The organism is Pseudomonas canadensis (assembly GCF_030980095.1).
Lineage (GTDB): Bacteria > Pseudomonadota > Gammaproteobacteria > Pseudomonadales > Pseudomonadaceae > Aquipseudomonas > Aquipseudomonas canadensis.
In genome coordinates, this window is sequence record NZ_CP133298.1 from 1,319,123 (window position 1) to 1,340,183 (window position 21,061).

23 protein-coding genes are annotated in these 21,061 nt (G+C 60.5%); 16 read left to right on the forward strand and 7 right to left on the reverse strand.

What is annotated here, in order from left to right; all coding sequences use genetic code 11:
* Positions 1-13 precede the first annotated feature (13 nt).
* The 6 genes from RB216_RS06005 (at position 14) to RB216_RS06030 (ending at position 4,114) form a co-directional block, all read left to right on the forward strand.
* Complete coding sequence (locus RB216_RS06005) at positions 14-562, forward strand: hypothetical protein (protein ID WP_028619118.1); 549 nt, start codon at positions 14-16, stop codon at positions 560-562.
* 21 nt (positions 563-583) lie between these two features.
* The gene (locus RB216_RS06010; protein WP_028619119.1) at positions 584-1,861 is read left to right on the forward strand and encodes a flavohemoglobin expression-modulating QEGLA motif protein; all 1,278 of its coding nucleotides are present in this window, start codon (positions 584-586) and stop codon (positions 1,859-1,861) included.
* Positions 1,862-2,017: 156 nt separating this feature from the next.
* On the forward strand, positions 2,018-2,923 hold the full coding sequence (locus tag RB216_RS06015) for an alpha/beta hydrolase (RefSeq protein ID WP_308908419.1): 906 nt from the start codon (positions 2,018-2,020) through the stop codon (positions 2,921-2,923).
* The gene (locus RB216_RS06020; RefSeq protein WP_017738324.1) at positions 2,920-3,246 is read left to right on the forward strand and encodes a PA3694 family proteiin; all 327 of its coding nucleotides are present in this window, start codon (positions 2,920-2,922) and stop codon (positions 3,244-3,246) included. Before RB216_RS06015 ends, RB216_RS06020 begins: the two co-directional genes overlap by 4 nt.
* 167 nt (positions 3,247-3,413) lie before the next feature.
* Positions 3,414-3,734: a hypothetical protein gene (locus RB216_RS06025; RefSeq protein WP_308908420.1), complete on the forward strand. Its 321-nt coding sequence runs from the start codon at positions 3,414-3,416 to the stop codon at positions 3,732-3,734.
* Between the two features lie 185 nt (positions 3,735-3,919).
* A complete protein-coding gene (locus tag RB216_RS06030) occupies positions 3,920-4,114 on the forward strand; it encodes a hypothetical protein (RefSeq protein WP_028619122.1) in 195 nt (64 codons plus the stop codon).
* A gap of 29 nt (positions 4,115-4,143) precedes the next feature.
* Here RB216_RS06030 and lptF read toward each other — a convergent pair whose 3' ends face one another.
* From lptF to RB216_RS06045, 3 genes are all read right to left on the reverse strand, one after another.
* On the reverse strand, positions 4,144-4,929 hold the full coding sequence (gene lptF, locus RB216_RS06035) for a lipotoxin F family OmpA-related lipoprotein LptF (RefSeq protein WP_028619123.1): 786 nt from the start codon (positions 4,927-4,929) through the stop codon (positions 4,144-4,146).
* 55 nt (positions 4,930-4,984) lie between these two features.
* Complete coding sequence (locus RB216_RS06040; protein ID WP_028619124.1) at positions 4,985-5,410, reverse strand: DUF4398 domain-containing protein; 426 nt, start codon at positions 5,408-5,410, stop codon at positions 4,985-4,987.
* Positions 5,411-5,683: 273 nt separating this feature from the next.
* Positions 5,684-6,028 carry a hypothetical protein gene (locus RB216_RS06045; RefSeq protein ID WP_028619125.1) on the reverse strand — a complete coding sequence of 115 codons (345 nt, stop codon included), beginning with the start codon at positions 6,026-6,028 and terminating at the stop codon, positions 5,684-5,686.
* Between the two features lie 185 nt (positions 6,029-6,213).
* On the opposite strand from RB216_RS06045, the gene ppc reads away from it, so the two are divergent.
* From ppc to RB216_RS06080, 7 genes are all read left to right on the forward strand, one after another.
* Complete coding sequence (ppc, locus tag RB216_RS06050; RefSeq protein ID WP_308908421.1) at positions 6,214-8,841, forward strand: phosphoenolpyruvate carboxylase; 2,628 nt, start codon at positions 6,214-6,216, stop codon at positions 8,839-8,841.
* 279 nt (positions 8,842-9,120) lie between these two features.
* The gene (gene adk, locus RB216_RS06055; RefSeq protein ID WP_010212617.1) at positions 9,121-9,768 is read left to right on the forward strand and encodes an adenylate kinase; all 648 of its coding nucleotides are present in this window, start codon (positions 9,121-9,123) and stop codon (positions 9,766-9,768) included.
* Between the two features lie 90 nt (positions 9,769-9,858).
* Positions 9,859-10,545 (forward strand): tRNA (adenosine(37)-N6)-threonylcarbamoyltransferase complex dimerization subunit type 1 TsaB, encoded by a 687-nt coding sequence (tsaB, locus tag RB216_RS06060; protein WP_308908422.1) that lies wholly within the window; start codon positions 9,859-9,861, stop codon positions 10,543-10,545.
* 160 nt (positions 10,546-10,705) lie between these two features.
* Complete coding sequence (locus RB216_RS06065; protein ID WP_016979856.1) at positions 10,706-10,996, forward strand: hypothetical protein; 291 nt, start codon at positions 10,706-10,708, stop codon at positions 10,994-10,996.
* Positions 10,996-11,856, forward strand: a complete 861-nt coding sequence (locus tag RB216_RS06070) for a DUF72 domain-containing protein (RefSeq protein ID WP_308908423.1) — start codon at positions 10,996-10,998, stop codon at positions 11,854-11,856. The genes RB216_RS06065 and RB216_RS06070 overlap by 1 nt, the downstream gene beginning before the upstream one ends.
* 27 nt (positions 11,857-11,883) lie before the next feature.
* Positions 11,884-12,711: an isocitrate lyase/PEP mutase family protein gene (locus RB216_RS06075; protein WP_308908424.1), complete on the forward strand. Its 828-nt coding sequence runs from the start codon at positions 11,884-11,886 to the stop codon at positions 12,709-12,711.
* 21 nt (positions 12,712-12,732) lie between these two features.
* Entirely contained in the window at positions 12,733-13,413 is a 681-nt protein-coding gene (locus RB216_RS06080; RefSeq protein ID WP_372514800.1) for an extensin-like domain-containing protein, read from the forward strand.
* A gap of 3 nt (positions 13,414-13,416) precedes the next feature.
* Here the strand turns inward: RB216_RS06080 and RB216_RS06085 are convergent, their stop codons facing one another.
* The gene (locus RB216_RS06085) at positions 13,417-14,037 is read right to left on the reverse strand and encodes an energy transducer TonB (protein WP_308908426.1); all 621 of its coding nucleotides are present in this window, start codon (positions 14,035-14,037) and stop codon (positions 13,417-13,419) included.
* Positions 14,038-14,133: 96 nt separating this feature from the next.
* Between RB216_RS06085 and RB216_RS06090 the strand changes: the two genes are divergently transcribed.
* Positions 14,134-14,916 carry a class I SAM-dependent methyltransferase gene (locus RB216_RS06090; protein ID WP_308908427.1) on the forward strand — a complete coding sequence of 261 codons (783 nt, stop codon included), beginning with the start codon at positions 14,134-14,136 and terminating at the stop codon, positions 14,914-14,916.
* Here RB216_RS06090 and RB216_RS06095 read toward each other — a convergent pair whose 3' ends face one another.
* Positions 14,917-15,555 (reverse strand): TetR/AcrR family transcriptional regulator, encoded by a 639-nt coding sequence (locus RB216_RS06095; protein WP_028619134.1) that lies wholly within the window; start codon positions 15,553-15,555, stop codon positions 14,917-14,919.
* A 93-nt stretch (positions 15,556-15,648) separates the two neighbouring features.
* On the opposite strand from RB216_RS06095, the gene RB216_RS06100 reads away from it, so the two are divergent.
* Together RB216_RS06100 and RB216_RS06105 are read left to right on the forward strand one after the other, a co-directional pair.
* Entirely contained in the window at positions 15,649-16,749 is a 1,101-nt protein-coding gene (locus RB216_RS06100) for an efflux RND transporter periplasmic adaptor subunit (RefSeq protein ID WP_028619135.1), read from the forward strand.
* Positions 16,750-16,755: 6 nt separating this feature from the next.
* Positions 16,756-19,821 carry an efflux RND transporter permease subunit gene (locus RB216_RS06105; protein ID WP_028619136.1) on the forward strand — a complete coding sequence of 1,022 codons (3,066 nt, stop codon included), beginning with the start codon at positions 16,756-16,758 and terminating at the stop codon, positions 19,819-19,821.
* Between the two features lie 71 nt (positions 19,822-19,892).
* Here RB216_RS06105 and RB216_RS06110 read toward each other — a convergent pair whose 3' ends face one another.
* Together RB216_RS06110 and RB216_RS06115 are read right to left on the reverse strand one after the other, a co-directional pair.
* Positions 19,893-20,582: a DUF4197 domain-containing protein gene (locus RB216_RS06110; protein WP_028619137.1), complete on the reverse strand. Its 690-nt coding sequence runs from the start codon at positions 20,580-20,582 to the stop codon at positions 19,893-19,895.
* A gap of 40 nt (positions 20,583-20,622) precedes the next feature.
* Positions 20,623-21,024, reverse strand: a complete 402-nt coding sequence (locus RB216_RS06115) for a YbaY family lipoprotein (RefSeq protein WP_068936960.1) — start codon at positions 21,022-21,024, stop codon at positions 20,623-20,625.
* Between the last annotated feature and the right edge of the window lie 37 nt (positions 21,025-21,061).

Sequence of the window (21,061 nt, forward strand, 5' to 3'; positions counted from 1 at the left end):
CGGGGGATGTTCAATGAAAACCTGGCGTGTGGTTGTAATCGGCTTGTCGCTCCTGCTGCTGAGTGGTTGCCTTGTGACCTTCAAGGACCCGCTGCCGGCCCATGACGCCGCGCCGCAGGCACTGCTTGGCCAATGGTCGAGCAAAAACGCCTGGGGCGAGCCGCTCAACCTGCACATCACCGCCGTTGGTGAGCACCGGTACAAAGCGGTGAGCTACCCTACAGCCAAGCCCGGCCAGCGTGACGAGTATCTGTTCAGCGTTTCGCGCCATGGCAGCCGCTGGTACTTGTCGGCGCCGCTACCGGCCAAACTAGGCGGGAACTTCATCCTGGCGGGTTTCGAAATCAACGAAAAGCATGAATTGGTGGTCTACAACCTCGACCTGGAGCAGATCCATCAAGCCATGGACCAAAAGGCGTTGCACGGCAGTACCGTGGAAACCGTCGAAGGTGCTGGCGTGTTGGTGGACAGCCCCTTGGACCAGGTGTTTGCCTACCTGGATGACCCGGCCAACGCCGATGTATTCGTGGAAGCCGTGCGCTACCAGCGTGCGGGCAAATAACGTTTAAAGAGGAAGCACCGGGTGGACGATTACCAGCAGACGATACGCACCTTGTCTGATCGCATTGTGCTGGCGCAAACACCGATTCGCGTCCTCGACGCCGTGAAGTGGGACGAGAACATTCGTCAGGGATTTCTCAAGGCAAAGGGCAAGGAAATGCCGGCGGTGAGCCGCGACTACTACCTCAACCGGCCGCTGGCGTTCGATTCCAGCGCAGTGAAGCTGGAGTTCCAGAACATCGAGCGCGACATCACCCGTCGCCTCGGCCAGTTCAGCCCGGTGGGGCAGATCATGCGCCGCATGTGCAAGGAATACCGCATGGTGGTGCGCATGCTCGAAGCGCGCGGCACCGAGGATTTCGGCCTGATTTCCCAGGAGCTCTACGGCGCCGCGTCCGATGCGTTCCACGCTGGCGACCCGACCCTGGCTGACTTGGGGCTGATGCTTTCGGACTACCTGAATAATATCGATGGCCGTGGCGACTTGAAGGATGAGGCCAAGACTCTCACCGCCAAGGACGCCGTGGCCCTGCTGCAAACCCGCCTGAACAAAGTGTTTGGCGAGGCCGAAGAGACCATCCGCGTGTTCGAGTCCGACGGTATCGTCGCCGACGCCGCGGCGGGTGCCGACTACATCAAGATCCGCGCCGACGCGATGTTCAACGACCGCGACGTGCGCGCCCTGGAAGTGCATGAAGGCCTGGTGCATGTCGGCACCACGCTCAATGGCCAGAACCAGCCGATCTGCACCTTCCTGTCCAAAGGCCCGCCCTCGTCTACCGTGACCCAGGAAGGCCTGGCGATCCTGATGGAAATCATCACCTTCGCCTCCTACCCGAGCCGCCTGCGCAAGCTGACCAACCGCACCCGCGCCATCCATATGGTGGAAGAGGGCGCCGACTTCCTGCAGGTGTTCGAGTTCTTCCGCGAACAAGGCTTTGAGATGGCCGAAAGCTACGGCAATGCCAGTCGCGTATTCCGTGGCTCGGTGCCGACCGGTCTGCCGTTTACAAAGGATCTGTCCTACCTCAAGGGCTTTATCATGGTCTACAACTACATCCAGCTCGCCGTGCGCAAAGGCAAGCTGGAACAAGTGCCGCTGCTGTTCTGCGGCAAGACCACCCTGGAAGACATGCGTACCCTGCGCCAACTGGTGGACGAAGGCCTGGTGGTGCCGCCCAAGTACCTGCCGGAGCAGTTCCGCGACATGAACGCGCTGGCGGCATGGATGTGCTTCTCCAACTTCCTCAACCACTTGAGCCTGGATCGGATCGAGGCGGATTACTCGAATATCCTTTGACGAAACCGGATCAACCTGTGGGAGCGGGCTTGCTCGCGAAAGCGGTACATCAGATATACATAAGTTGACTGATACACGGCTTTCGCGAGCAAGCCCGCTCCCACATTTGAATCTCTGAAAGATTTAAAATTTCGAATAATAGCGAGGCTTCAACGGATGAGAATCCTCGGCATTCTTTGCCTGCTACTCACATTGAACGGCTGCAGCTCACTGCTGTTCTACCCCGAACCCGGCCTGCCATTCACGCCGGAAAAAGCCCATCTGCAATATCGCGACGTCACCTTGATCGCCGCCGACGGCGTGAAGCTCCACGCCTGGTGGTTGCCGGCCAAGCCTGGTGTGCCGCTCAAGGGCACGGTGCTGCATTTGCACGGTAACGGCGGCAACCTGGCCTGGCACCTGGGCGGCAGTTGGTGGTTGCCCGAGCAGGGCTACCAAGTGCTGCTGCTGGACTATCGCGGCTACGGCTTATCGGAAGGCAAACCCTCGCTGCCCGCGATCTATCAGGATGTGGACGCGGCGTTCAAATGGATCGACAAGGCCCCCGAAACCCAAGGCCAACCGCTGATAGTCCTCGGTCAAAGCCTGGGCGGGGCGCTGGCGGTGCATTACCTGGCAGACCACCCGGAGCGCCAATCCCAGCTCAAGGCCCTGGTGCTGGACGGTGTGCCCGCCAGTTATCGTGACGTAGGACAATTTGCCTTGAGCACTTCCTGGTTAACATGGCCGTTTCAGGTGCCTCTGTCCTGGCTGGTGCCGGACGGCGACAGCGCAATCTATGCCATGCCGAAACTGATGGGCGTGCCGAAGCTGTTGTTCCACAGCCTGGACGACCCGATCGTGCCAATGGCCAATGGTATCCGTCTGTACCAGGCCGCACCGCCGCCACGGGTGTTGCAGTTGACCCGGGGCGGGCATGTGCAGACCTTTGCCGACAAGACCTGGCAAACCGTAATGCTGCGCTATCTGGACGACCCGCAACACTTCAACGGCTTACGCCGCCTGGGCGAGATTCCGAACTACCCCATTCCTAAAGTTGATTCATCAGAGAGCCCGCAATGAGCGAAGAACGCAACATGATCCCGCTGATCCTCACCGGCATCGGCACCATCATCGGCACCGTCGGTTGCCTGTGGTTCTACGGTTACCTGCACTTCGCCAAGCCGGAAGATGCTCTGTTGCTCAGCGATTTCACTATGCTCAAGACGGTGCCAGGCGAGGACTACAAGATCTCCCTGACGCCGGCCGCGCAAGTGGCGCAATGCGTGGATGGCGTGCTGGTGATGTTCGATACCGAGCAGAAAGGCCTCAGTGGAGTGCTGGTGAACAACAAGAAGCAGGCCGTGCGATGCATGGGTCAAGAAACCCCGCAATTGCAGCAGTGAATGCCGTTTTTGCCGGTGTGGGAAAATACCCTTTTTCGTACAGATTCTTGATTTAGCGGGTGTCAGGCGCTCGGCCGGCCGGAACCAGCCTCGCGTGCTCACCACAGACCATGGACTGATTGGCAATGCTGATCAGTCCATTTTTCATTAGTCTGGAGTGAGCCTATATGGCAGGTATAAACGGAGTATCGGGTGTAGGCAGCATGGGCAGTGGCGGAAATGTCGGCGGGGGTGCCCCATCCAACCAAGGCCTCGATCAGCAGATCCAGGACCTCCAACGTAAAATCAAAGATATGCAGTCACAAGGTGCTAAAGGTGGTCAGGGCGCAGGTGAGCTCGACGAACTGATGAAGCTACTGGAAAAGCTGCTTAAACAAAAAAATGATCAAGGTGCGCAGGGCAATCAAGGCGCAGAGGATGGCCAAGGTCGCGGCCAGGGCCAGATCCAAATGCCGGAGACCCAGGGCTCCGGCAAAGTCGGCGGTTGAACGGCACCTCTCAAAAAGCGCCTTTCAGGGCGTTTTTTTCGTGCTGAATCAGCTATTCAGCCTGTAACGACGTGGGGGGCGTAATGCAGGGGGCCGCATGTCATGCAACTGAAATGGAAATGTCTGGAACCGGTTCGACTTAAATGCCACATAAAATGTGGAAACCTACAAAGATTGGGTCGAGGATGAAAATACATATTCCTGTATTGGAAAACATGTTGGTCATGGCAAGGCAACATGTAGCGCTGGAACAGGAAGCTGCTCGCAGGTACAAGCGCGATCAACAAATGGATGAAAAGGCGGGGGCGAAGATTGAAATGCCCGCCGTAGACACGAATCGCACCATTCAGTTTGATGAGCCGAAAAAAAACCCACCGTGAGGTGGGTTTTCTTATCCAGTGCCAATCAATCAGTTAGCGACGGAAGACCGTGGCTTGACCGGTTGGTTGTCGTTGGAAATGGTCACTTCCACACGGCGGTTCATGGCACGACCCGAGGCGCTGCCGTTGTCGGCAACCGGGTATTCCTTGCCGTAACCCTGGGTCACGATGCGCGAGATGTCCACGCCTTGTTGAGCCAGTGCGCGTTGTACCGAAGCGGCACGACGCTCGGACAGGCTCTGGTTGTACGAATCGGAACCGGTGCTGTCGGTGTAGCCTTCGACGATTACCTTACGGTCCGGGTTGTCGCGCAGGAACTGGGCCAGCTTGGTGATGTTCACCAGGCCGCTGGATTTCAGGTCGGACTTGTTGGTGGCGAACAGCACGTCACCGAAAGTTACCAAGGTACCGCGATCGGTCTGCTTGGCGTTCAGGCTGTCCTGCAGTTGCTTGATTTGCGCATCGCGCGCATCCAGCAAGGCACGGGCACGTTCGTCGCCAGCGTTTTTCAGCTTGGCTTCGGATTCACGCAGCACGATGGTGTCTTTGGCCACTTCAACGCGCTGGTTGGTCAGGTAAGCCAGTTGGTCGACTTTCTTCTCGTCTTCCTTATCGCGGTAGGCCTTGTCAGCCTTGTCCAGCCATTCGCTGGCGTCTTTGGTTTCCAGGGCCGCGAGCTTGGTGGCTTGCGGGTTGGTCTGCAGGGAGGAGAAGTTGGTCCGTGCATTTTCCAGGTTCGCGTTAGGCGGGGTGGAACAGGCCGCCAGGGCAACGCTCATCGCCAGCAGGGCAGGGATCATCAATTGTTTACGCATAGTCGTGTCGTCCTTTCAATTCGATATCAGGTGCGTTGCAGTCACAGGAAGCGTCTTACTTCTGCTGGATAGCAGCTGGACGCATGCCTTCCTTACGCAGCTCTTCAACGGCTTTCTGGGAGTCCTTCACAGCCTGTTGGGCCTTGGCAGCCTGAGCCTTGCGTTCCGCGACGCGAGCATCCCACTCGGCTTGTTCAGCCAACTGGCGAGCTTTGTCGTAGTTCTTGTCATGCATGGCAATTTCGGCTTCTTTTAGCTTGTCCTGGGCCGACTTCATTTCCACAGCCGCGTACTCAGTACCGCCGGCGCTGACAGCGCTGTTCACTGCGGACTGGGTCACCGCGTACTGCTCGGTCGGAGGGTTGCCGGCGCAGCCCGCCAGAACGAAGCTGGTGCCGATTGCCAACGCGGCCAATTTGAGCCCGCGCAGGTGGTTAAACGAGGATTTGGCAGTGCTGGTCTTCATCGTCTTCAACTCCATTGGATAACTCCTGAAAAACATCAAAATCCATGTCACTGGTCTGCGGCGGCGGGCCTGGCACTGATGCGCAAATTGCCCTTTAAAACGACCGTTCCAAGTGATGGCTTACTGGCTGTGACCGGAGGCTTTTTTCAAAAGTTCAGAGAAGATGGCGATTTGCCTAAAAAAATATCTGACTGAACGGTCAGCGTAAATGCGTTGGAACTTCTGCGTTGCGCAGTGGTACGCCGGGCCCGTATGGAGCCCGGAATAAAGAGGGTTGGTACGGGTTTGTCAGTGTTTCTGTTCGTCGCTGCTGGCGGACAGATCATGCAGGTAGCGGCGCGACAGCGTCAGAAAGCGTGGGGTGGGGCCGACGTCCTCGTACAGCGGATCGCCTTCTTCATCGGTGGCAATCACCTGCTGGCCCTTGATATAGGGGAAGCTGGCTTCCAGCTCTTCCAGGGCGGCGCCGATCAACTCACCGAGCAATTCTTCGGGGTGGCGTTTGGGGTACATCTCGGTGATGGCCGCCAGCCGCGCGGCGGACTCCATATCCAGGTGGATGGCGTACTCGGTCTTGGTCAAGCGACCCTTGGCGTTCTCTTCCCAATGCTGGGCCAGTTCTCGAATTTTCATGGCAACCTCAATGAAGCCCGCTTTTAGCAGGCGGTGATGAGTGTCCAGTCGCCTGCGCGGATAAACGCAACGACTTAACCTTGAGACTAGCTGCAACTCACAAGGTTTAAAGTCTTGTCATAAATCGATGCTGGCGGCACTCTGGCAAACCTGCGCGTCCCGGATTTCTGGCTGGAGATTGGCTGATGAGTGATATCGATGCACGCTTGCGTGAGGATGTTCACCTGCTGGGTGAGCTGTTGGGCAACACCATTCGAGAGCAGTACGGCGATGATTTCCTCGACAAGATCGAGCAGATCCGCAAAGGCGCCAAGGCTGACCGGCGCGGAGCTGGCGATGAACTGAGCACCAGCCTGAACCAGTTGCAGGAAAACGAACTGCTGCCGGTGGCCCGCGCCTTCAATCAGTTCCTGAATCTGGCCAACATTGCCGAGCAGTACCAACTGATCCACCGGCGTGATGAGTCGCAGCCGGCACCGTTCGAATCCCGTGTATTGCCCGAGTTGCTGGCGCGCCTGCAAAGCGAAGGCCACAGCAACGAATCCCTGGCCCGCCAGTTGGGGCGCCTGGAGATCGAACTGGTCCTCACCGCCCACCCCACCGAAGTGGCGCGCCGTACCCTGATCCAGAAATACGATGCCATCGCCGCCCAACTGGCGGCCCAGGATCACCGCGACCTCACCACCGCAGAGCGCGAGCAGATCCGCCAACGCTTGCAACGCTTGATCGCCGAAGCCTGGCACACCGAAGAAATCCGCCGCACTCGACCTACGCCCGTGGACGAAGCCAAATGGGGCTTTGCGGTTATCGAGCATTCGCTGTGGCACGCGATCCCCAACTATCTGCGCAAGGCTGACCAGGCGCTGCACGCCGCCACCGGTTTGCGCTTGCCTCTGGAGGCCGCACCGATCCGCTTTGCGTCGTGGATGGGCGGCGACCGTGACGGCAACCCGAACGTCACGGCACCGGTCACCCGCGAAGTGTTGCTGTTGGCGCGCTGGATGGCCGCCGATTTGTACCTGCGCGATATCGATCACCTGGCCTCTGAGCTGTCGATGCAACAAGCCAGCCCGGCGTTGCAGGCCAAGGTCGGTGATAGCGTCGAGCCTTATCGCGCTTTGCTCAAGCAACTGCGCGAACGCCTGCGCGCCACGCGCCAATGGGCGCACACCGCGTTGAGCAGCAGCACCCCGGCGCCGGCCGAGGTGTTGCAGAACAACCGCGACCTGCTGGAGCCGCTGGAGCTGTGCTACCAGTCACTGCACGAATGCGGCATGGGCGTGATCGCCGATGGGCCTTTGCTCGATTGCCTGCGTCGGGCGGTGACCTTCGGGCTGTTCCTGGTGCGGTTGGACGTGCGTCAGGATTCCAGTCGCCATTCGGCCGCCATGACCGAAATCACCGACTACCTCGGCCTGGGCCGTTACGAGGACTGGAACGAAGAGATGCGTATCAGCTTCCTGATGAAGGAGCTGGCCAACCGTCGACCGCTGTTGCCGGGCTATTTCAAACCGTCGGCGGACACTGCCGAGGTACTCAACACCTGTAAGGAAGTCGCCGCCGCACCGGCTGCATCGTTGGGCTCGTATGTCATCTCCATGGCCGGCGCTGCCTCGGACGTTTTGGCCGTGCAACTGCTGCTTAAAGAGTCGGGCGTGCAACGGCCGATGCGCGTGGTGCCATTGTTCGAAACACTGGCTGACCTGGATAACGCCGGCCCGGTGATCGAGCAACTGTTGCTGCTGCCGGGCTATCGCGCGCGTTTGCAGGGGCCGCAGGAAGTGATGATCGGCTACTCGGACTCGGCCAAGGACGCCGGCACCACCGCCGCCGCCTGGGCGCAGTACCGGGCGCAGGAGCGCCTGGTGGATATCTGCCGTGAGCAACAAGTGGAACTGCTGTTGTTCCACGGTCGCGGTGGCACCGTGGGCCGTGGCGGTGGCCCGGCTCACGCGGCGATCCTGTCGCAACCGCCGGGTTCGGTGGCGGGGCGGTTCCGCACCACCGAACAGGGCGAGATGATCCGCTTCAAGTTCGGCCTGCCGGATATCGCCGAGCAGAACCTCAACCTTTACCTGGCTGCCGTGTTGGAGGCGACGCTGTTGCCACCGCCGCCGCCGGAGCCAGCCTGGCGCCATTTGATGGATGAATTGGCGGCAGATGGTGTCAGCGCTTACCGCGCTGTGGTGCGGGAAAATCCGCAGTTCGTCGAGTATTTCCGTCAGTCCACGCCGGAACAGGAGCTGGGTCGCTTGCCCCTGGGCAGTCGCCCGGCCAAACGCCGAGCGGGCGGGATTGAAAGCCTGCGCGCGATCCCGTGGATCTTCGGCTGGACCCAGACCCGCCTGATGCTGCCGGCCTGGCTGGGTTGGGAAGCAGCGTTGAGCAAGGCCCTGGAGCGCGGCGAAGGCGAGTTGCTGGGGCAGATGCGTGAACAGTGGCCATTTTTCCGCACCCGTATCGATATGCTGGAAATGGTGCTGGCCAAGGCGGATGCCGATATCGCTCGCCTGTATGACGAGCGGCTGGTGCAGCCGGACCTGCTGCCATTGGGTGCGCATCTGCGCGACCTATTGTCGCAGGCGTGCAACGTGGTGCTTGGCCTGACCGGGCAGTCGCAACTGCTGGCCCATAGCCCGGACACCCTGGAGTTCATCCGCCTGCGCAACACCTACCTTGACCCCTTGCACTTGCTACAGGCCGAGTTGCTGGCGCGTTCACGCCAGCAGGAAGCGGCGCAGGACAGCCCTCTGGAACAGGCGCTGCTGGTCTCCGTGGCCGGTATTGCCGCCGGTTTGCGTAACACTGGCTAGGGTTTTTTGCGTGTTCTCAATAGCTTGCAGGTAAACCACGGCGGCCGCCCTGAAACGGGCGGCCGGTGTTTATGGGGCCGGGTTGCACTCAGGCACACCCTACCTATGACGCATGCCCTGCGCGGGTTCCTGCGACTTTTGGCGGCTTGTGTGGTTAAGGCCTGCTGTGTATCTTGATCAGCCTTTGGCCGTTTGGGCGGCCCGAATTCTATTTTTACGCGATTGGCCCCCTGCGGCGAATCCGAGCGTCATCTCTATAAAAAATTGAGGAGCACATCAATGCGCGTCATTCTGCTGGGAGCTCCCGGGGCCGGTAAAGGTACTCAGGCAAAGTTCATCACTGAAAAATTCGGCATTCCACAAATCTCCACCGGCGATATGCTGCGTGCGGCCGTCAAGGCTGGCACCGAGCTGGGCCTGATCGCCAAGAGCGTGATGGACAGCGGTGGCCTGGTGTCCGATGACTTGATCATCAACCTGGTCAAGGAACGCATCAGCCAGGAAGACTGCAAGAACGGTTTCCTGTTCGACGGCTTCCCACGCACCATTCCCCAGGCTGAAGCCCTGGTGAAGGCCGGCGTTGAGCTGGATGCGGTGGTTGAAATCGCGGTGGAAGATGAAGAGATCGTCCAGCGCATTGCCGGCCGTCGCGTTCACGAAGCCTCCGGCCGCGTGTACCACACTGTCTACAACCCGCCTAAAGTGGAAGGCAAGGACGATGTGACCGGCGAAGACCTGGTGCAGCGTAAAGACGACACCGAAGAAACCGTGCGTCATCGCCTGTCGGTCTACCATTCCCAGACCAAGCCGCTGGTGGACTTCTACCAGAAGCTGTCCGCTGCCCAAGGCAAGCCGAAGTACAGCCACATTCCTGGCGTTGGCTCGGTTGAAGCGATCACTGCCAAAGTGCTGCAAGCACTGAGCTGATCCCTCGACTGGCTTCACGGATAACGGCCCGCTTGCGGGCCGTTGTTGTTTATACTGGCGCACTTTTTTTCGACTTGGACACCCACACCGATGAGCACCCTGCTGGCCCTGGACACCGCGACTGAAGCTTGCTCCGTTGCCCTGCTGCATGATGGCAAGGTAACGAGCCACTACGAGGTGATCCCGCGTCTGCATGCGCAGAAGCTGTTGCCGATGATCAAGCAACTGCTGGAAGACGCCGGCACTACGCTGGCTGCGGTGGATGCCATCGCCTTCGGCCGTGGTCCGGGTGCGTTTACCGGTGTGCGTATTGCCATCGGTGTGGTGCAGGGCCTGGCATTTGCGCTGGAACGCCCGGTATTGCCGATGTCCAACCTGGCCGTTCTGGCCCAGCGCGCCTTGCGTGAACATGGCGTTCATCAGGTTGCGGCGGCTATCGATGCGCGCATGGATGAAGTGTATTGGGGCTGCTACCGCGAAACGGCAGGCGAGATGCGCCTGGTGGGTGTGGAAACTGTGCAGCCGCCTGAATCATCCGTATTGCCGGGTGATGCCAGCGGTGACTGGTTCGGTGCCGGCACCGGTTGGGGCTATGGTGAGCGCATCGCTGTGCCATTGGTTGGGAGAGACGCGGCGATGTTGCCCCACGCTGAAGATCTATTGGCCTTGGCGCGGTTTGCTTTTGAACGTGGGGAAGCGATCCCTGCGGATCAGGCAGCACCTGTTTACCTGCGCGATAAAGTGGCGCAGACCAAGGCCGAGCGCGGGATTATTTGACGTCAAAAATGATGGCAATATGGGGCTAAATTCACCAATCGTCAGAATTTGCCCCCCGTTTTAAACCTTTTTCAAATTATGTGTTCTAGTTATCACCAGAGCATTTGCGCACTACGGACAGTGCTGCCAAAATGCCATTACCGATAGCGAGTTCGCGCCCATGCGTATTGATGGCTTTTCCTCACAGTCCTACCCAATCAAGCGCAAGCCACGTAAGGCAAACGTTACGGTAGACGAGTCCGTCGAGGATTCGCCAGACTTCATCGAGGTCCAGTCCGACGCACAGGCCAACGCTCAAGCCCGTATCAGTGGTCTTCCCGCCCGTCAGCAAGACATGGTCTTCCCGCGCTCCATGAGCAAAAGCGTCGCAACCGCCCTGGCCAGCTACCTGACCACCGCCGGTTTTGTCGAATGGGATATGGAAGTGCTGGGCCTCGACATCCACATCTGATGCGCCTCCCTTACTACCTCGGTTGCCCGTCCTGGAGTGAAAACGCCTGGCGCGAGTACCTGTACCCCGCCGATGCCCGTTCCAGCGACTACCTCGCGCTCTACTCCCAGGTCTTCAACGCCGTTGAGGGCAACACCACGTTCTATGCACGACCCTCGGCCGCCACGGTGCAACGCTGGGCTGAAATCATGCCCGACGATTTTCGTTTCACGGCCAAGTTTCCCGGTGATATCAGCCACAGTGGCAACCTGATTGAGCAACTGCCGGCTGCGGAAAGCTTTGTGGGCTTGATGAGTCCCCTGGGAGCGCGCGTATCCCCGCTATGGTTGCAACTGCCCGCGACGTTCACACCACAGCGTCTGAGGGAGTTGGCAGGCTTCATTGATGGCCTTGAGCGGCCCATGGCGGTGGAAGTGCGTCATTCGGAATTCTTCGCCAAAGGCGACGCCGAGCGCATGCTTAACCGCTTGTTACGGGACCGGGGCGTGGAGCGCATCTGCCTGGACCCGCGCGCGTTGTTCAGTTGCACGTCCACGTCAGCCGCCGTGCTGCACGCCCAATCGAAAAAGCCCAAGGTGCCAACCCGGCCGGCGGCCCTGACGCAGTTTCCCCAAGTGCGTTTTATCGGTCATCCCGAACTGGAAGCCAACGACCCATTCCTGGTGCCGTGGGTGGAAAAAGTCGCCGGGTGGATCGAAGAAGGCCGCACCCCCTACGTGTTCCTGCACACCTCGGATAATCGCCTCGCGGCACAACTGGCCCTGCGTTTCCACGACCAGTTGATGGCGCGCCTGCCGGGTCTGCCGCCGCTGCCGACCTTGGATCGTGCTCCCGCCGTGGAGCAACTGGGGTTACTCTAGGGCTCCTTTTCCCGCCAGGAGCCAGACATGGATGCCCAAACCCTTCGCGCCGAAACCTTCAAGGCCTTGCACGAACGTGACCGCGCGTTCGTGATGCCTAACCCGTGGGATGCAGGCTCTGCCGTGATGCTGGCCAGCCTGGGGTTTGAAGCCCTCGCCACCACCAGTGCGGGCTACGCGTTCAGCCTGGCGCGCCCGGATGCGGAAGGGGCGTTGTCCCTGGAAGACACCTTGATCAACGCCGGCATGATTGCCAATGCCACGGCGTTGCCGGTGGCGGCGGACCTGGAAAACGGCTTCAGCGACACTCCCGAAGGCTGCGCCCAGACCATCCTGCGTGCCGCCGCTACGGGTATTATCGGCGGCTCCATTGAAGACGCCACGGGCATTGCCGCTGACCCGATCTATCCTTTCGACCTGTCCGTCGAGCGTGTAGAAGCCGCGGTGACTGCCGCGCGCAGCCTGCCATTCCCGTTCACCCTGACGGCCCGTGCGGAAAACCTCCTGCATGGTCGCCTGGATTTGCCCGACACCATCCGCCGCCTGCGAGCCTACGCCGAAGCCGGTGCCGACGTGCTGTATGCGCCGGCCCTGCGCAGTGCCGAGGAAGTGCTGGCGGTGGTCAAGGCGGTGGCGCCCAAGCCGGTGAACGTATTGATGTCCGGCGGCTTGAACCTCAGCGTCGCGCAACTCAGCGCGATGGGTGTGCGGCGGATCAGCGTCGGCTCGGCTCTGGCGTTGGCTGCCTATGGCGAGTTCTATCGTGCGGCCCAGGAAGTGTACGAACTGGGCACGTTCACCTTTACCGAACGTAAGATGCCATTTAGCCAGGCCAACCAGTTCTTCAAGGGCTAAGGGGTGCGTTTTTTCAAGTTGATGGGCGTGCTGCTGATCCTGGTCGGCGCCTTTGCCGTTGGCGTCTGGCGTGGTTGGGTGCCGCTGCCGGCCGATTGGAACCCGTGGGCCCCACTGGATGTGCGCGCCAGCCCGAACCTATTGACCCGCTATAAGCTGGGGCGCCTGCAGGATGACCCGGCGTTGTGCGACCAAGTGCTGGAGACCTCGGGCCTGCGCGTCAGCCATCAAGCCGATACGCCCGCTGATGCGGCGTGTCCGCTGCGCAACACCTTGCGCGTTCAGGGTGCCGCAGTTGGCCTGAGCAGCAGTTTTCTCGCCAGTTGCCCGCTGGCTGTGGCGTTCGCCCTGTTCGAGCGCCACAGCCTGCAGCCGGCGGCCCAAGCGGTGTTCGGCCAGGCGGTGACGCGGGTCGAGCATCTGGGCAGCTTTGCCTGCCGCAATATGTACAACCGCGTCGAAGGGCGACTCAGCCAGCATGCGTCGGCCAATGCATTGGACATCGCCGGTTTTCGCCTGGCGGACGGGCGCAGTATCAGCGTGCTCAAGGATTGGCCGGGGGAGGACGATAAGGCGCGGTTCCTGCGTCAGGTCCGCGACAGTGCCTGCGATGATTTCAACGTGGTGCTGAGCCCGGATTACAACGCCGCGCACCGCAACCATTTCCATCTGGATATGGGGCGTTGGTGGGTGTGTCGCTGAGTATCAGGCGGCCAGGCGCAGATTCTGGGTGACCAGCGGGCGCGCCCAGTAGTAGTCGAAGTCGAGCGCTTTTTGCTGCGCGACCAGCTCTTCGGTCGGGTACGGCGTGGCGGCTGGCGGCAGCAGGTCCAGTTCGAATTCGGCGATGGGCAGGTGCAGTGGGCGTGGCTCCGGCGCCGGGCCTGGCTCTGGCAGCGGTGCGCCGGCGGTGAGTACAATCGGGCGGACCCAACCGCTTTCGAAGTTCTGCTGGCGCTGCTGGGCGACGATTTCTTCTTGCGGGAACGGCGTGGCGGCCGGTGGCAACAGCTCGGTTTCGAACTCGGCAATTGGCAGGAATAGCGGTTCTGGGGGGGCGATTTCGGTGTCTTTCACGTCGCACTCACGCTGGGTGAGGATCTGCGATAACAGGTCGGCGCCGGCGCTGGGCTCTACCGCTGGGTCCGCCGGTGCCGGCGCCTGCACTGCCAGCGCGTCCGGCGTATCGCCGAGCTGTTCGGCCAACGCACGGGCGAAGAAGTCCTGCCACACATGACTCACTCCAGCCAGCGCTTGAGTGTTGCGCAGGCCGTAGTGGTTGTGGGTCGGCAGTACACCGATGGTTAGGGGAAGAATGTCTGACATTTTTCTCGGTCGACGCTCAGCTCTGGCAAAATACCTGACTGTTGTTTTTATCGGCCGCCGTTTGCCGATCCTTAATATTTTTGAGCGTAGTAATTGATGAGCGAACAACCAGCTGCCAGCCGCATCCAGGTCGAGGCCTTGGGCGAGGGTTTCCAGGGCCGCGCCGAGCAGTGGGCGTCACTGCTCGATTTGCCGATGCATGTAGCCGATGCGGACTTTTCCCTGCAAGTGGGGGAGTACGGCCTACAGCTGCAACAGCTCGGGCCTGACGCGCCGGGGCCGGTGCGGGTGGACTTTGTCGAAGGTGGCGCGGCGCATCGGCGTCTTTACGGCGGTGGCAGCGGGCAGATGATCGCCAAGGCCGTGGGCATCGCCCAAGGCGTTCGCCCCCGGGTGCTGGATGCTACGGCCGGCCTGGGCAAGGACGCCTTCGTGCTGGCCAGCCTGGGCTGCGAGATGAGCCTGATCGAGCGCCAGCCGCTGATCGGCGCCTTGCTCGAAGACGGTTTGGCACGCGGCGCGGATGATTTTGAGGTGGCGCCGATCGTGGCGCGCATGGTGCTGCTCAAGGGCAACTCCATCGACGTGATGCGCAATTGGGAAGGCGAGCCGCCCCAAGTGATCTACCTCGACCCGATGTTCCCGCACCGTGAGAAAACCGCCTTGGTGAAGAAGGAAATGCGCCTGTTCCGGCCACTGGTGGGGGATGATCCAGACGCACCGGCGCTGTTGGCCGCCGCCCTGGCCCTGGCCAGCCACCGTGTGGTAGTCAAGCGCCCGCGCAAGGCGCCATGCATTGAAGGGCCCAAGCCGAGTCATGCGCTGGATGGCAAATCCAGTCGCTATGACATCTACCCAAAGAAGGCGCTCAAGCCTTGATCATGAAGGCCTGTAGGCCCGCATAAACAACCCCACTACCTCCTGCACATGTTCTTCGGCGGCTTCTTCACTCAGTTGCCCGCCGCAGCCATACAGCAAGCAGAAATTAGCCGTGCCCTTGAGCAGGCAGAAGAAATGCTCGGCCGCCGTAAAGGGCTTGTCGATGCTCAGCGCGCCGCTCTGGTCGATCTTGCCGAGCAGGCGCTCCATGCCCTGCAGCATGCGCATGGGACCGGCCTCGAAGAAGATCTGCGAGAGTTTCACGTCCTGATTGCCGGTGGTCATCATCAGGCGATGCAGGTTGACCGACTCCTCACTGTTGATCAGACGATGGAACCCCCGCGCGATATTCAGCAACACAGTCTCCACGGGCATGCCCGCAGGCAACTCGAAGTACATCACCGGCAGTTGTTCTTCGCACTTGGCCACCACCGCGGCGGTGAACAAGGTCTCTTTATCGTTGAAGTGGCTGTACACGGTCAGTTTCGACACGCCGGCCTCAAGGGCAACGGCATCCATGCTGGTACTGGCGTAGCCATTGCTCAAAAACAGGATTTTCGCTGCTTCGAGGATTGCCTGGCGTTTTGCCATGTCCTTGGGGCGCCCGGGGCTATTGGTGTTTACGGGATTGTCGGACATTTTCACCTTTAATACTGGACTGGTGAGTTTGGTATTAATAACATACCGGCCAGTATAATTATTCTTAGCTCTATTTGCGAAAGGTCCTACAGCATGCGCAGTTCTTTCCTGCCCTTTGCGTTGCCTGTCAGTCTGGTCTTCCTGTTGGCCGGATGCGGCCATGAAGAAGCGGCCCAGACCACCATCCGTCCGGCCATGGTGGTGCAGCCACAGCCTTCTGCACAGTCGATGGACAGCTACCCCGGTGAAGTGCGCGCCCGTTATGAACCGGACCTGGCCTTTCGCATCGGTGGCAAAGTCAGCAAGCGGTTGGTGGAAGAGGGCGAGCGGGTCAAGGCCAACCAAGCGCTGGCCGAACTCGACCCGCAAGATGTGCGCCTGCAATTGGAAGCCACCCGTGCCCAAGTCGCCGCCGCCGAGGCCAATCTGAGCCTGGTGCGCGCCGAGCGTGACCGTTACAAGACCCTGATGGACCGTCAGATGGTCAGCCGCTCCCAGTACGACAATTCCGAAAATCTCTATCGATCCGGTGAGGCCCGTCTCAAGCAGATCAAGGCCGAGTTCGATGTGGCCAGCAACCAGGCCGGCTATGCGGTGCTGCGTGCGCCACAGGATGGCGTGGTGGCCAAGCGTGCGGTGGAAGTCGGGCAGGTGGTGTCCGCCGGCCAGACCGTGTTCACCCTGGCTACCGATGGCGAGCGCGAAGTGCTGATCAGCCTGCCGGAGCAAGGTTTTGGCCGTTTCAAGATCGGCCAGCCCGTATCGGTCGAACTGTGGAGCCAGCCCGACCAGCGCTTCAGTGGTCGCATTCGTGAACTGTCGCCGGCCGCCGATCCAAAGTCGCGTACGTTTGCTGCCCGCGTGGCATTCACTGGGGGCAAGGTCCCAGCCGAACTGGGCCAGAGCGCACGTGTATTCATACAGGTCGACGGCGATATTCCGCTCTCGGTCCCACTGTCGGCTCTCAGCGCAGAGAACGGAGCGTCTTACGTCTGGCGTGTACAGCCCGACAACACCCTCAAGCGCACACCGGTACGCATCGGTGCCTTCGGTGAAAAAACCGTCCCGGTACTCGAAGGTTTGAGCCCTACGGATTGGGTCATTGCTGCCGGTGTACATGTGCTTCACGAGGGCCAGCAAGTGCGCCCGGTGGATCGCTCCAACCGTGTGGTGAATCTGGCGGTCAAGGAGTAGTCCCCGATGGGTTTCAATCTTTCCGAATGGGCGTTGCGTAATCGTCAGATCGTCCTGTTCCTGATGATTCTGCTGGCAGTGGTTGGCACTTTGTCCTACTCCAAACTGGGACAAAGTGAAGACCCGCCGTTCACCTTCAAGGCCATGGTGATCAAGACCAACTGGCCTGGCGCCACGGCCCAGGAAGTCTCGCGGCAAGTCACCGAGCGTATCGAGAAAAAACTCATGGAAACCGGTGAGTACGAGCGCATCGTCTCGTTCTCGCGTCCCGGTGAATCTCAGGTCACCTTTATCGCCCGTGACTCCATGCATTCGGCGCAGATTCCTGAGCTGTGGTATCAGGTGCGCAAGAAGATCAGCGATATCCGCCAGACCTTGCCACCGGATATCCAGGGTCCGTTCTTCAACGATGAATTCGGCACCACCTTCGGCAATATCTACGCCTTGACCGGTGATGGTTTTGACTACGCGGTGCTCAAGGACTACGCCGACCGCATCCAGATTCAACTGCAGCGCGTCGCGGATGTGGGCAAGGTCGAGTTGCTGGGCCTGCAGGACGAGAAGATCTGGATCGAACTGTCCAACCTCAAGCTGGCGACCCTCGGTTTGCCGCTGGCAGCGGTACAGCAGGCGTTGCAGGAGCAGAACGCAGTCTCCACTGCCGGGTTCTTTGAAACCCCGAGCGAACGCGTGCAACTGCGTGTATCGGGTAACTTCAAGACCGTGGAAGAGATCCGCAACTTTCCGATTCGCGTGGGCGACCGTACCTTCCGCATCGGCGACGTAGCCGACATACACCGTGGCTTCAACGACCCGCCGGCACCGCGCATGCGTTACATGGGTGAAGACGCGATCGGCCTGGCCGTGGCCATGCGTGACGGTGGCGACATCCTGGTACTGGGCAAAGCCCTGGAAGGAGAATTCGCACGCCTGCAGAAGAACCTTCCAGCCGGTATGGAGCTGCGCAAGGTGTCAGACCAACCGGCGGCGGTGAAAACCAGCGTCGGCGAATTCGTGCAGGTACTGGCCGAAGCCTTGGCCATCGTGTTGCTGGTGAGTTTCTTCTCCCTTGGCGTGCGTACCGGCATGGTGGTGGCCCTGGCGATTCCGCTGGTGCTGGCGATGACCTTTGCCGCCATGTATTACCTCGGTATTGGTCTGCACAAGATTTCCCTCGGCGCCTTGGTGCTGGCGCTGGGTTTGCTGGTGGACGACGCAATCATCGCTGTGGAAATGATGGCGATCAAAATGGAGCAGGGTTACGACCGGCTCAAGGCCGCCAGCTTTGCCTGGACCAGCACCGCATTCCCCATGCTCACCGGTACGCTGATCACCGCAGCAGGCTTCCTGCCGATTGCCACCGCGCAATCGAGTACCGGCGAATACACCCGTTCGATTTTCCAGGTAGTGACCATTGCGTTGCTCGCCTCCTGGGTGGCCGCAGTGGTGTTCGTGCCCTACCTGGGGGAAAAACTCTTGCCGGACCTGGCGAAGATTCATGCAGCCAAGCACGGCACCGATGGTCCGGATCCCTACGGCACACCTTTCTATCAGCGCGTAAGACGCTTGGTGGAGTGGTGCGTGCGTCGGCGCAAAACCGTGATTGTCCTGACCCTGCTGCTGTTTATCGGCTCGGTGGCGCTGTTCCGTTTTGTGCCGCAACAGTTCTTCCCGGCTTCCGGCCGCCTGGAGCTGATGGTCGATCTGAAGCTGGCCGAAGGGGCGTCCTTGAGCAACACCGCCGACCAGGTTAAACGCCTGGAAGCCTTGCTCAAGCAGCACGCGGGCATCGACAACTACGTGGCCTATGTCGGCACCGGTTCACCGCGCTTCTACCTGCCGCTTGACCAACAACTGCCGGCCGCCAGCTTTGCCCAGTTTGTCGTGCTGGCCAAAACCATCGAGGAGCGCGAAAGCCTGCGCACCTGGCTGATCGAAACGCTCAACGAACAATTCCCTGACCTGCGCTCACGGGTTACGCGCCTGGAGAACGGCCCGCCTGTGGGCTATCCGGTGCAGTTTCGCGTGACCGGCGAACATATCGAAGAAGTCCGCGCCCTGGCTCGGAAAGTCGCGGCAAAGGTTCGCGAAAATACCCACGTGGTCAACGTGCACCTGGACTGGGAAGAACCGAGCAAGATCGTCTACCTCAATATCGATCAGGACCGCGCCCGTGCCCTTGGCGTGAGCACGGCCAACCTGTCGAAATTCCTGCAGAGCTCGTTGACCGGTTCCAGCGTCAGCCAGTACCGCGAGGACAACGAGTTGATCGAAATCCTCCTGCGCGGCACCGTGCATGAGCGCACCGAGCTGTCGTTGCTGCCAAGCCTGGCGGTGCCTACCGACAACGGCAAAAGCGTGGCGCTGTCGCAGATCGCCACCCTGGAGTACGGCTTCGAAGAAGGCATCATCTGGCACCGCAACCGCCTGCCAACGGTGACCGTGCGCGCCGATATCTACGGCAAGGAACAACCGGCGACCCTGGTCCAGCAAATCCTGCCGACCCTGGAAGGCGTACGCGCCGAGCTGCCGGATGGTTACTTGCTGGACGTCGGCGGCACGGTCGAAGACTCCGCCCGTGGGCAGAACTCGGTAAAAGCCGGCGTGCCGTTGTTCATCGTGGTGGTGCTGACGTTGCTGATGCTGCAACTGCGCAGTTTCTCACGCACGGCGATGGTGTTTCTGACGGCGCCGCTGGGCCTGATCGGCGTGACGCTGTTCCTGTTGGTATTCCGCCAACCCTTCGGGTTTGTGGCCATGCTCGGCACCATCGCCTTGTCGGGGATGATCATGCGCAACTCGGTGATCCTGGTGGACCAGATCGAACAGGACATCAAGGCGGGCCTGGCGCCATGGCAGGCAATTATCGAAGCCACCGTCCGACGCTTCCGCCCGATTGTGCTGACAGCCCTCGCGGCGGTGCTGGCGATGATCCCGCTGTCACGCAGCGTGTTCTTCGGGCCGATGGCCGTGGCGATCATGGGCGGGTTGATTGTGGCGACGGCGCTGACGTTGTTGTTCCTGCCGGCGTTGTACGCGGCATGGTTCAGAGTCAGGAAGGAACTGGCGTAAGCCTGAAACAATTACGCCAAGGCCCGGTACAAGCGGCCTTGGCGCAGTGTTCCAAAGGTGTTGCCAAGGGTTTACAGCGCCCCGAACACCTTCTTCGCCAGGCTGGTGGCCGCAGCCGCCGGGTTCTCACGAATGGTTTCTTCCTGCTTCGCAATCATCTTGAACAACCCGTCCAGGGCCTGCTCGGTCACGTAGTTCTCGACGTTGGCGCTCTTGGCGTCCACAGCGCCAAAGGCCGCGGCCTTGCCGGCCAGGGCGTTATATTGTTGGGCGACGCCGACCTTGTCGGTCGCCGCTTTGACGATCGGCAGGAACTTGGCGCGGATTTGCTCGCGGCTGCTTTTGTTCAGGTACTGGGTGGCCGAGTCCTGACCACCACTGAGAATGCCCTTGGCGTCTGTCACGCTCATGTTTTTCACGGCATTTACGAGGATTGGTTGGGCCTGGGTCACGGCGGTTTCGGCGGCCTTGTTCATGCTGGTTTCCAACTGGGTCACCTGGTCACCCATGCCGAACATCTTCAGTTTGTCGGCGACTTTGCCCAACTTGCCGGGCAGACCGATCTTCACTTCCGGGTTGTTGCTGAAACCACCCGGTACGCCCAGTTGCTTCACGGCGATCTGCGCGCCTTGGGTCAGGGCGTCCTTGAGGCCGCCACTGGCGTCGCCCTGGGACAGGCTGCTCAAGTCCAGGGCCATGGCGTTGGCACCGAACAGCAGGCCGGCACACAGGGCAGTAAAACGAAGGGAATTACGGAGCATGGGCGCTTCCTTTTTGATCTGGCTTAAGTTCTGGAGACTATCAGTGGGCGACAGCATCAACCCGCAGGCGCAGGGGTTGCGCGTCCTGGCCATTGAGCTGCACAGCGTGCCGTTCGGTGGTGATAAACAGTAGCTTGCCATCCACTTCGATGCGAGCGTTCACCGAATAAGTGTGGCCAGGTTTGATTTGCGCGGGGTCATAGCTCAGGTGAAACGGCAGTGGCACCTGGCCTTTGACCGGGCCTTTCTGCTCAGCCAGGGTCACGGCCGGAGCATCCATCAGCGACACGTCTTGCAGGCTGACGCTCAAGGTCGCGGTGGGCGGCAGGGCGATGCGTTGCAGGTAGAACACTTCGCCGTCGAGGCTGGCTTTGGGGGCAGGGCTCATGGATTGGCAAGCTCCGAGCAGGGCGGTCAGGCCCAGGAGGATGATCTTTTTCATGGTGTTGCTCCTTTTCAACGGCGCCGGAATCCATCCG

Excerpts from the sequence above, each read along its gene's own strand:
- RB216_RS06005 (WP_028619118.1), top strand. The coding sequence starts at position 14 with ATGAAAACCTGGCGTGTGGTTGTAATCGGCTTGTCGCTCCTGCTGCTG.
- RB216_RS06015 (WP_308908419.1), top strand. The coding sequence starts at position 2,018 with ATGAGAATCCTCGGCATTCTTTGCCTGCTACTCACATTGAACGGCTGC.
- RB216_RS06020 (WP_017738324.1), top strand. The coding sequence starts at position 2,920 with ATGAGCGAAGAACGCAACATGATCCCGCTGATCCTCACCGGCATCGGC.
- RB216_RS06025 (WP_308908420.1), top strand. The coding sequence starts at position 3,414 with ATGGCAGGTATAAACGGAGTATCGGGTGTAGGCAGCATGGGCAGTGGC.
- RB216_RS06030 (WP_028619122.1), top strand. The coding sequence starts at position 3,920 with ATGAAAATACATATTCCTGTATTGGAAAACATGTTGGTCATGGCAAGG.
- lptF (WP_028619123.1), bottom strand. The coding sequence starts at position 4,929 with ATGCGTAAACAATTGATGATCCCTGCCCTGCTGGCGATGAGCGTTGCC.
- RB216_RS06040 (WP_028619124.1), bottom strand. The coding sequence starts at position 5,410 with ATGGAGTTGAAGACGATGAAGACCAGCACTGCCAAATCCTCGTTTAAC.
- RB216_RS06045 (WP_028619125.1), bottom strand. The coding sequence starts at position 6,028 with ATGAAAATTCGAGAACTGGCCCAGCATTGGGAAGAGAACGCCAAGGGT.
- ppc (WP_308908421.1), top strand. The coding sequence starts at position 6,214 with ATGAGTGATATCGATGCACGCTTGCGTGAGGATGTTCACCTGCTGGGT.
- adk (WP_010212617.1), top strand. The coding sequence starts at position 9,121 with ATGCGCGTCATTCTGCTGGGAGCTCCCGGGGCCGGTAAAGGTACTCAG.
- tsaB (WP_308908422.1), top strand. The coding sequence starts at position 9,859 with ATGAGCACCCTGCTGGCCCTGGACACCGCGACTGAAGCTTGCTCCGTT.
- RB216_RS06065 (WP_016979856.1), top strand. The coding sequence starts at position 10,706 with ATGCGTATTGATGGCTTTTCCTCACAGTCCTACCCAATCAAGCGCAAG.
- RB216_RS06070 (WP_308908423.1), top strand. The coding sequence starts at position 10,996 with ATGCGCCTCCCTTACTACCTCGGTTGCCCGTCCTGGAGTGAAAACGCC.
- RB216_RS06075 (WP_308908424.1), top strand. The coding sequence starts at position 11,884 with ATGGATGCCCAAACCCTTCGCGCCGAAACCTTCAAGGCCTTGCACGAA.
- RB216_RS06080 (WP_372514800.1), top strand. The coding sequence starts at position 12,733 with ATGGGCGTGCTGCTGATCCTGGTCGGCGCCTTTGCCGTTGGCGTCTGG.
- RB216_RS06085 (WP_308908426.1), bottom strand. The coding sequence starts at position 14,037 with ATGTCAGACATTCTTCCCCTAACCATCGGTGTACTGCCGACCCACAAC.
- RB216_RS06090 (WP_308908427.1), top strand. The coding sequence starts at position 14,134 with ATGAGCGAACAACCAGCTGCCAGCCGCATCCAGGTCGAGGCCTTGGGC.
- RB216_RS06095 (WP_028619134.1), bottom strand. The coding sequence starts at position 15,555 with ATGTCCGACAATCCCGTAAACACCAATAGCCCCGGGCGCCCCAAGGAC.
- RB216_RS06100 (WP_028619135.1), top strand. The coding sequence starts at position 15,649 with ATGCGCAGTTCTTTCCTGCCCTTTGCGTTGCCTGTCAGTCTGGTCTTC.
- RB216_RS06105 (WP_028619136.1), top strand. The coding sequence starts at position 16,756 with ATGGGTTTCAATCTTTCCGAATGGGCGTTGCGTAATCGTCAGATCGTC.
- RB216_RS06110 (WP_028619137.1), bottom strand. The coding sequence starts at position 20,582 with ATGCTCCGTAATTCCCTTCGTTTTACTGCCCTGTGTGCCGGCCTGCTG.
- RB216_RS06115 (WP_068936960.1), bottom strand. The coding sequence starts at position 21,024 with ATGAAAAAGATCATCCTCCTGGGCCTGACCGCCCTGCTCGGAGCTTGC.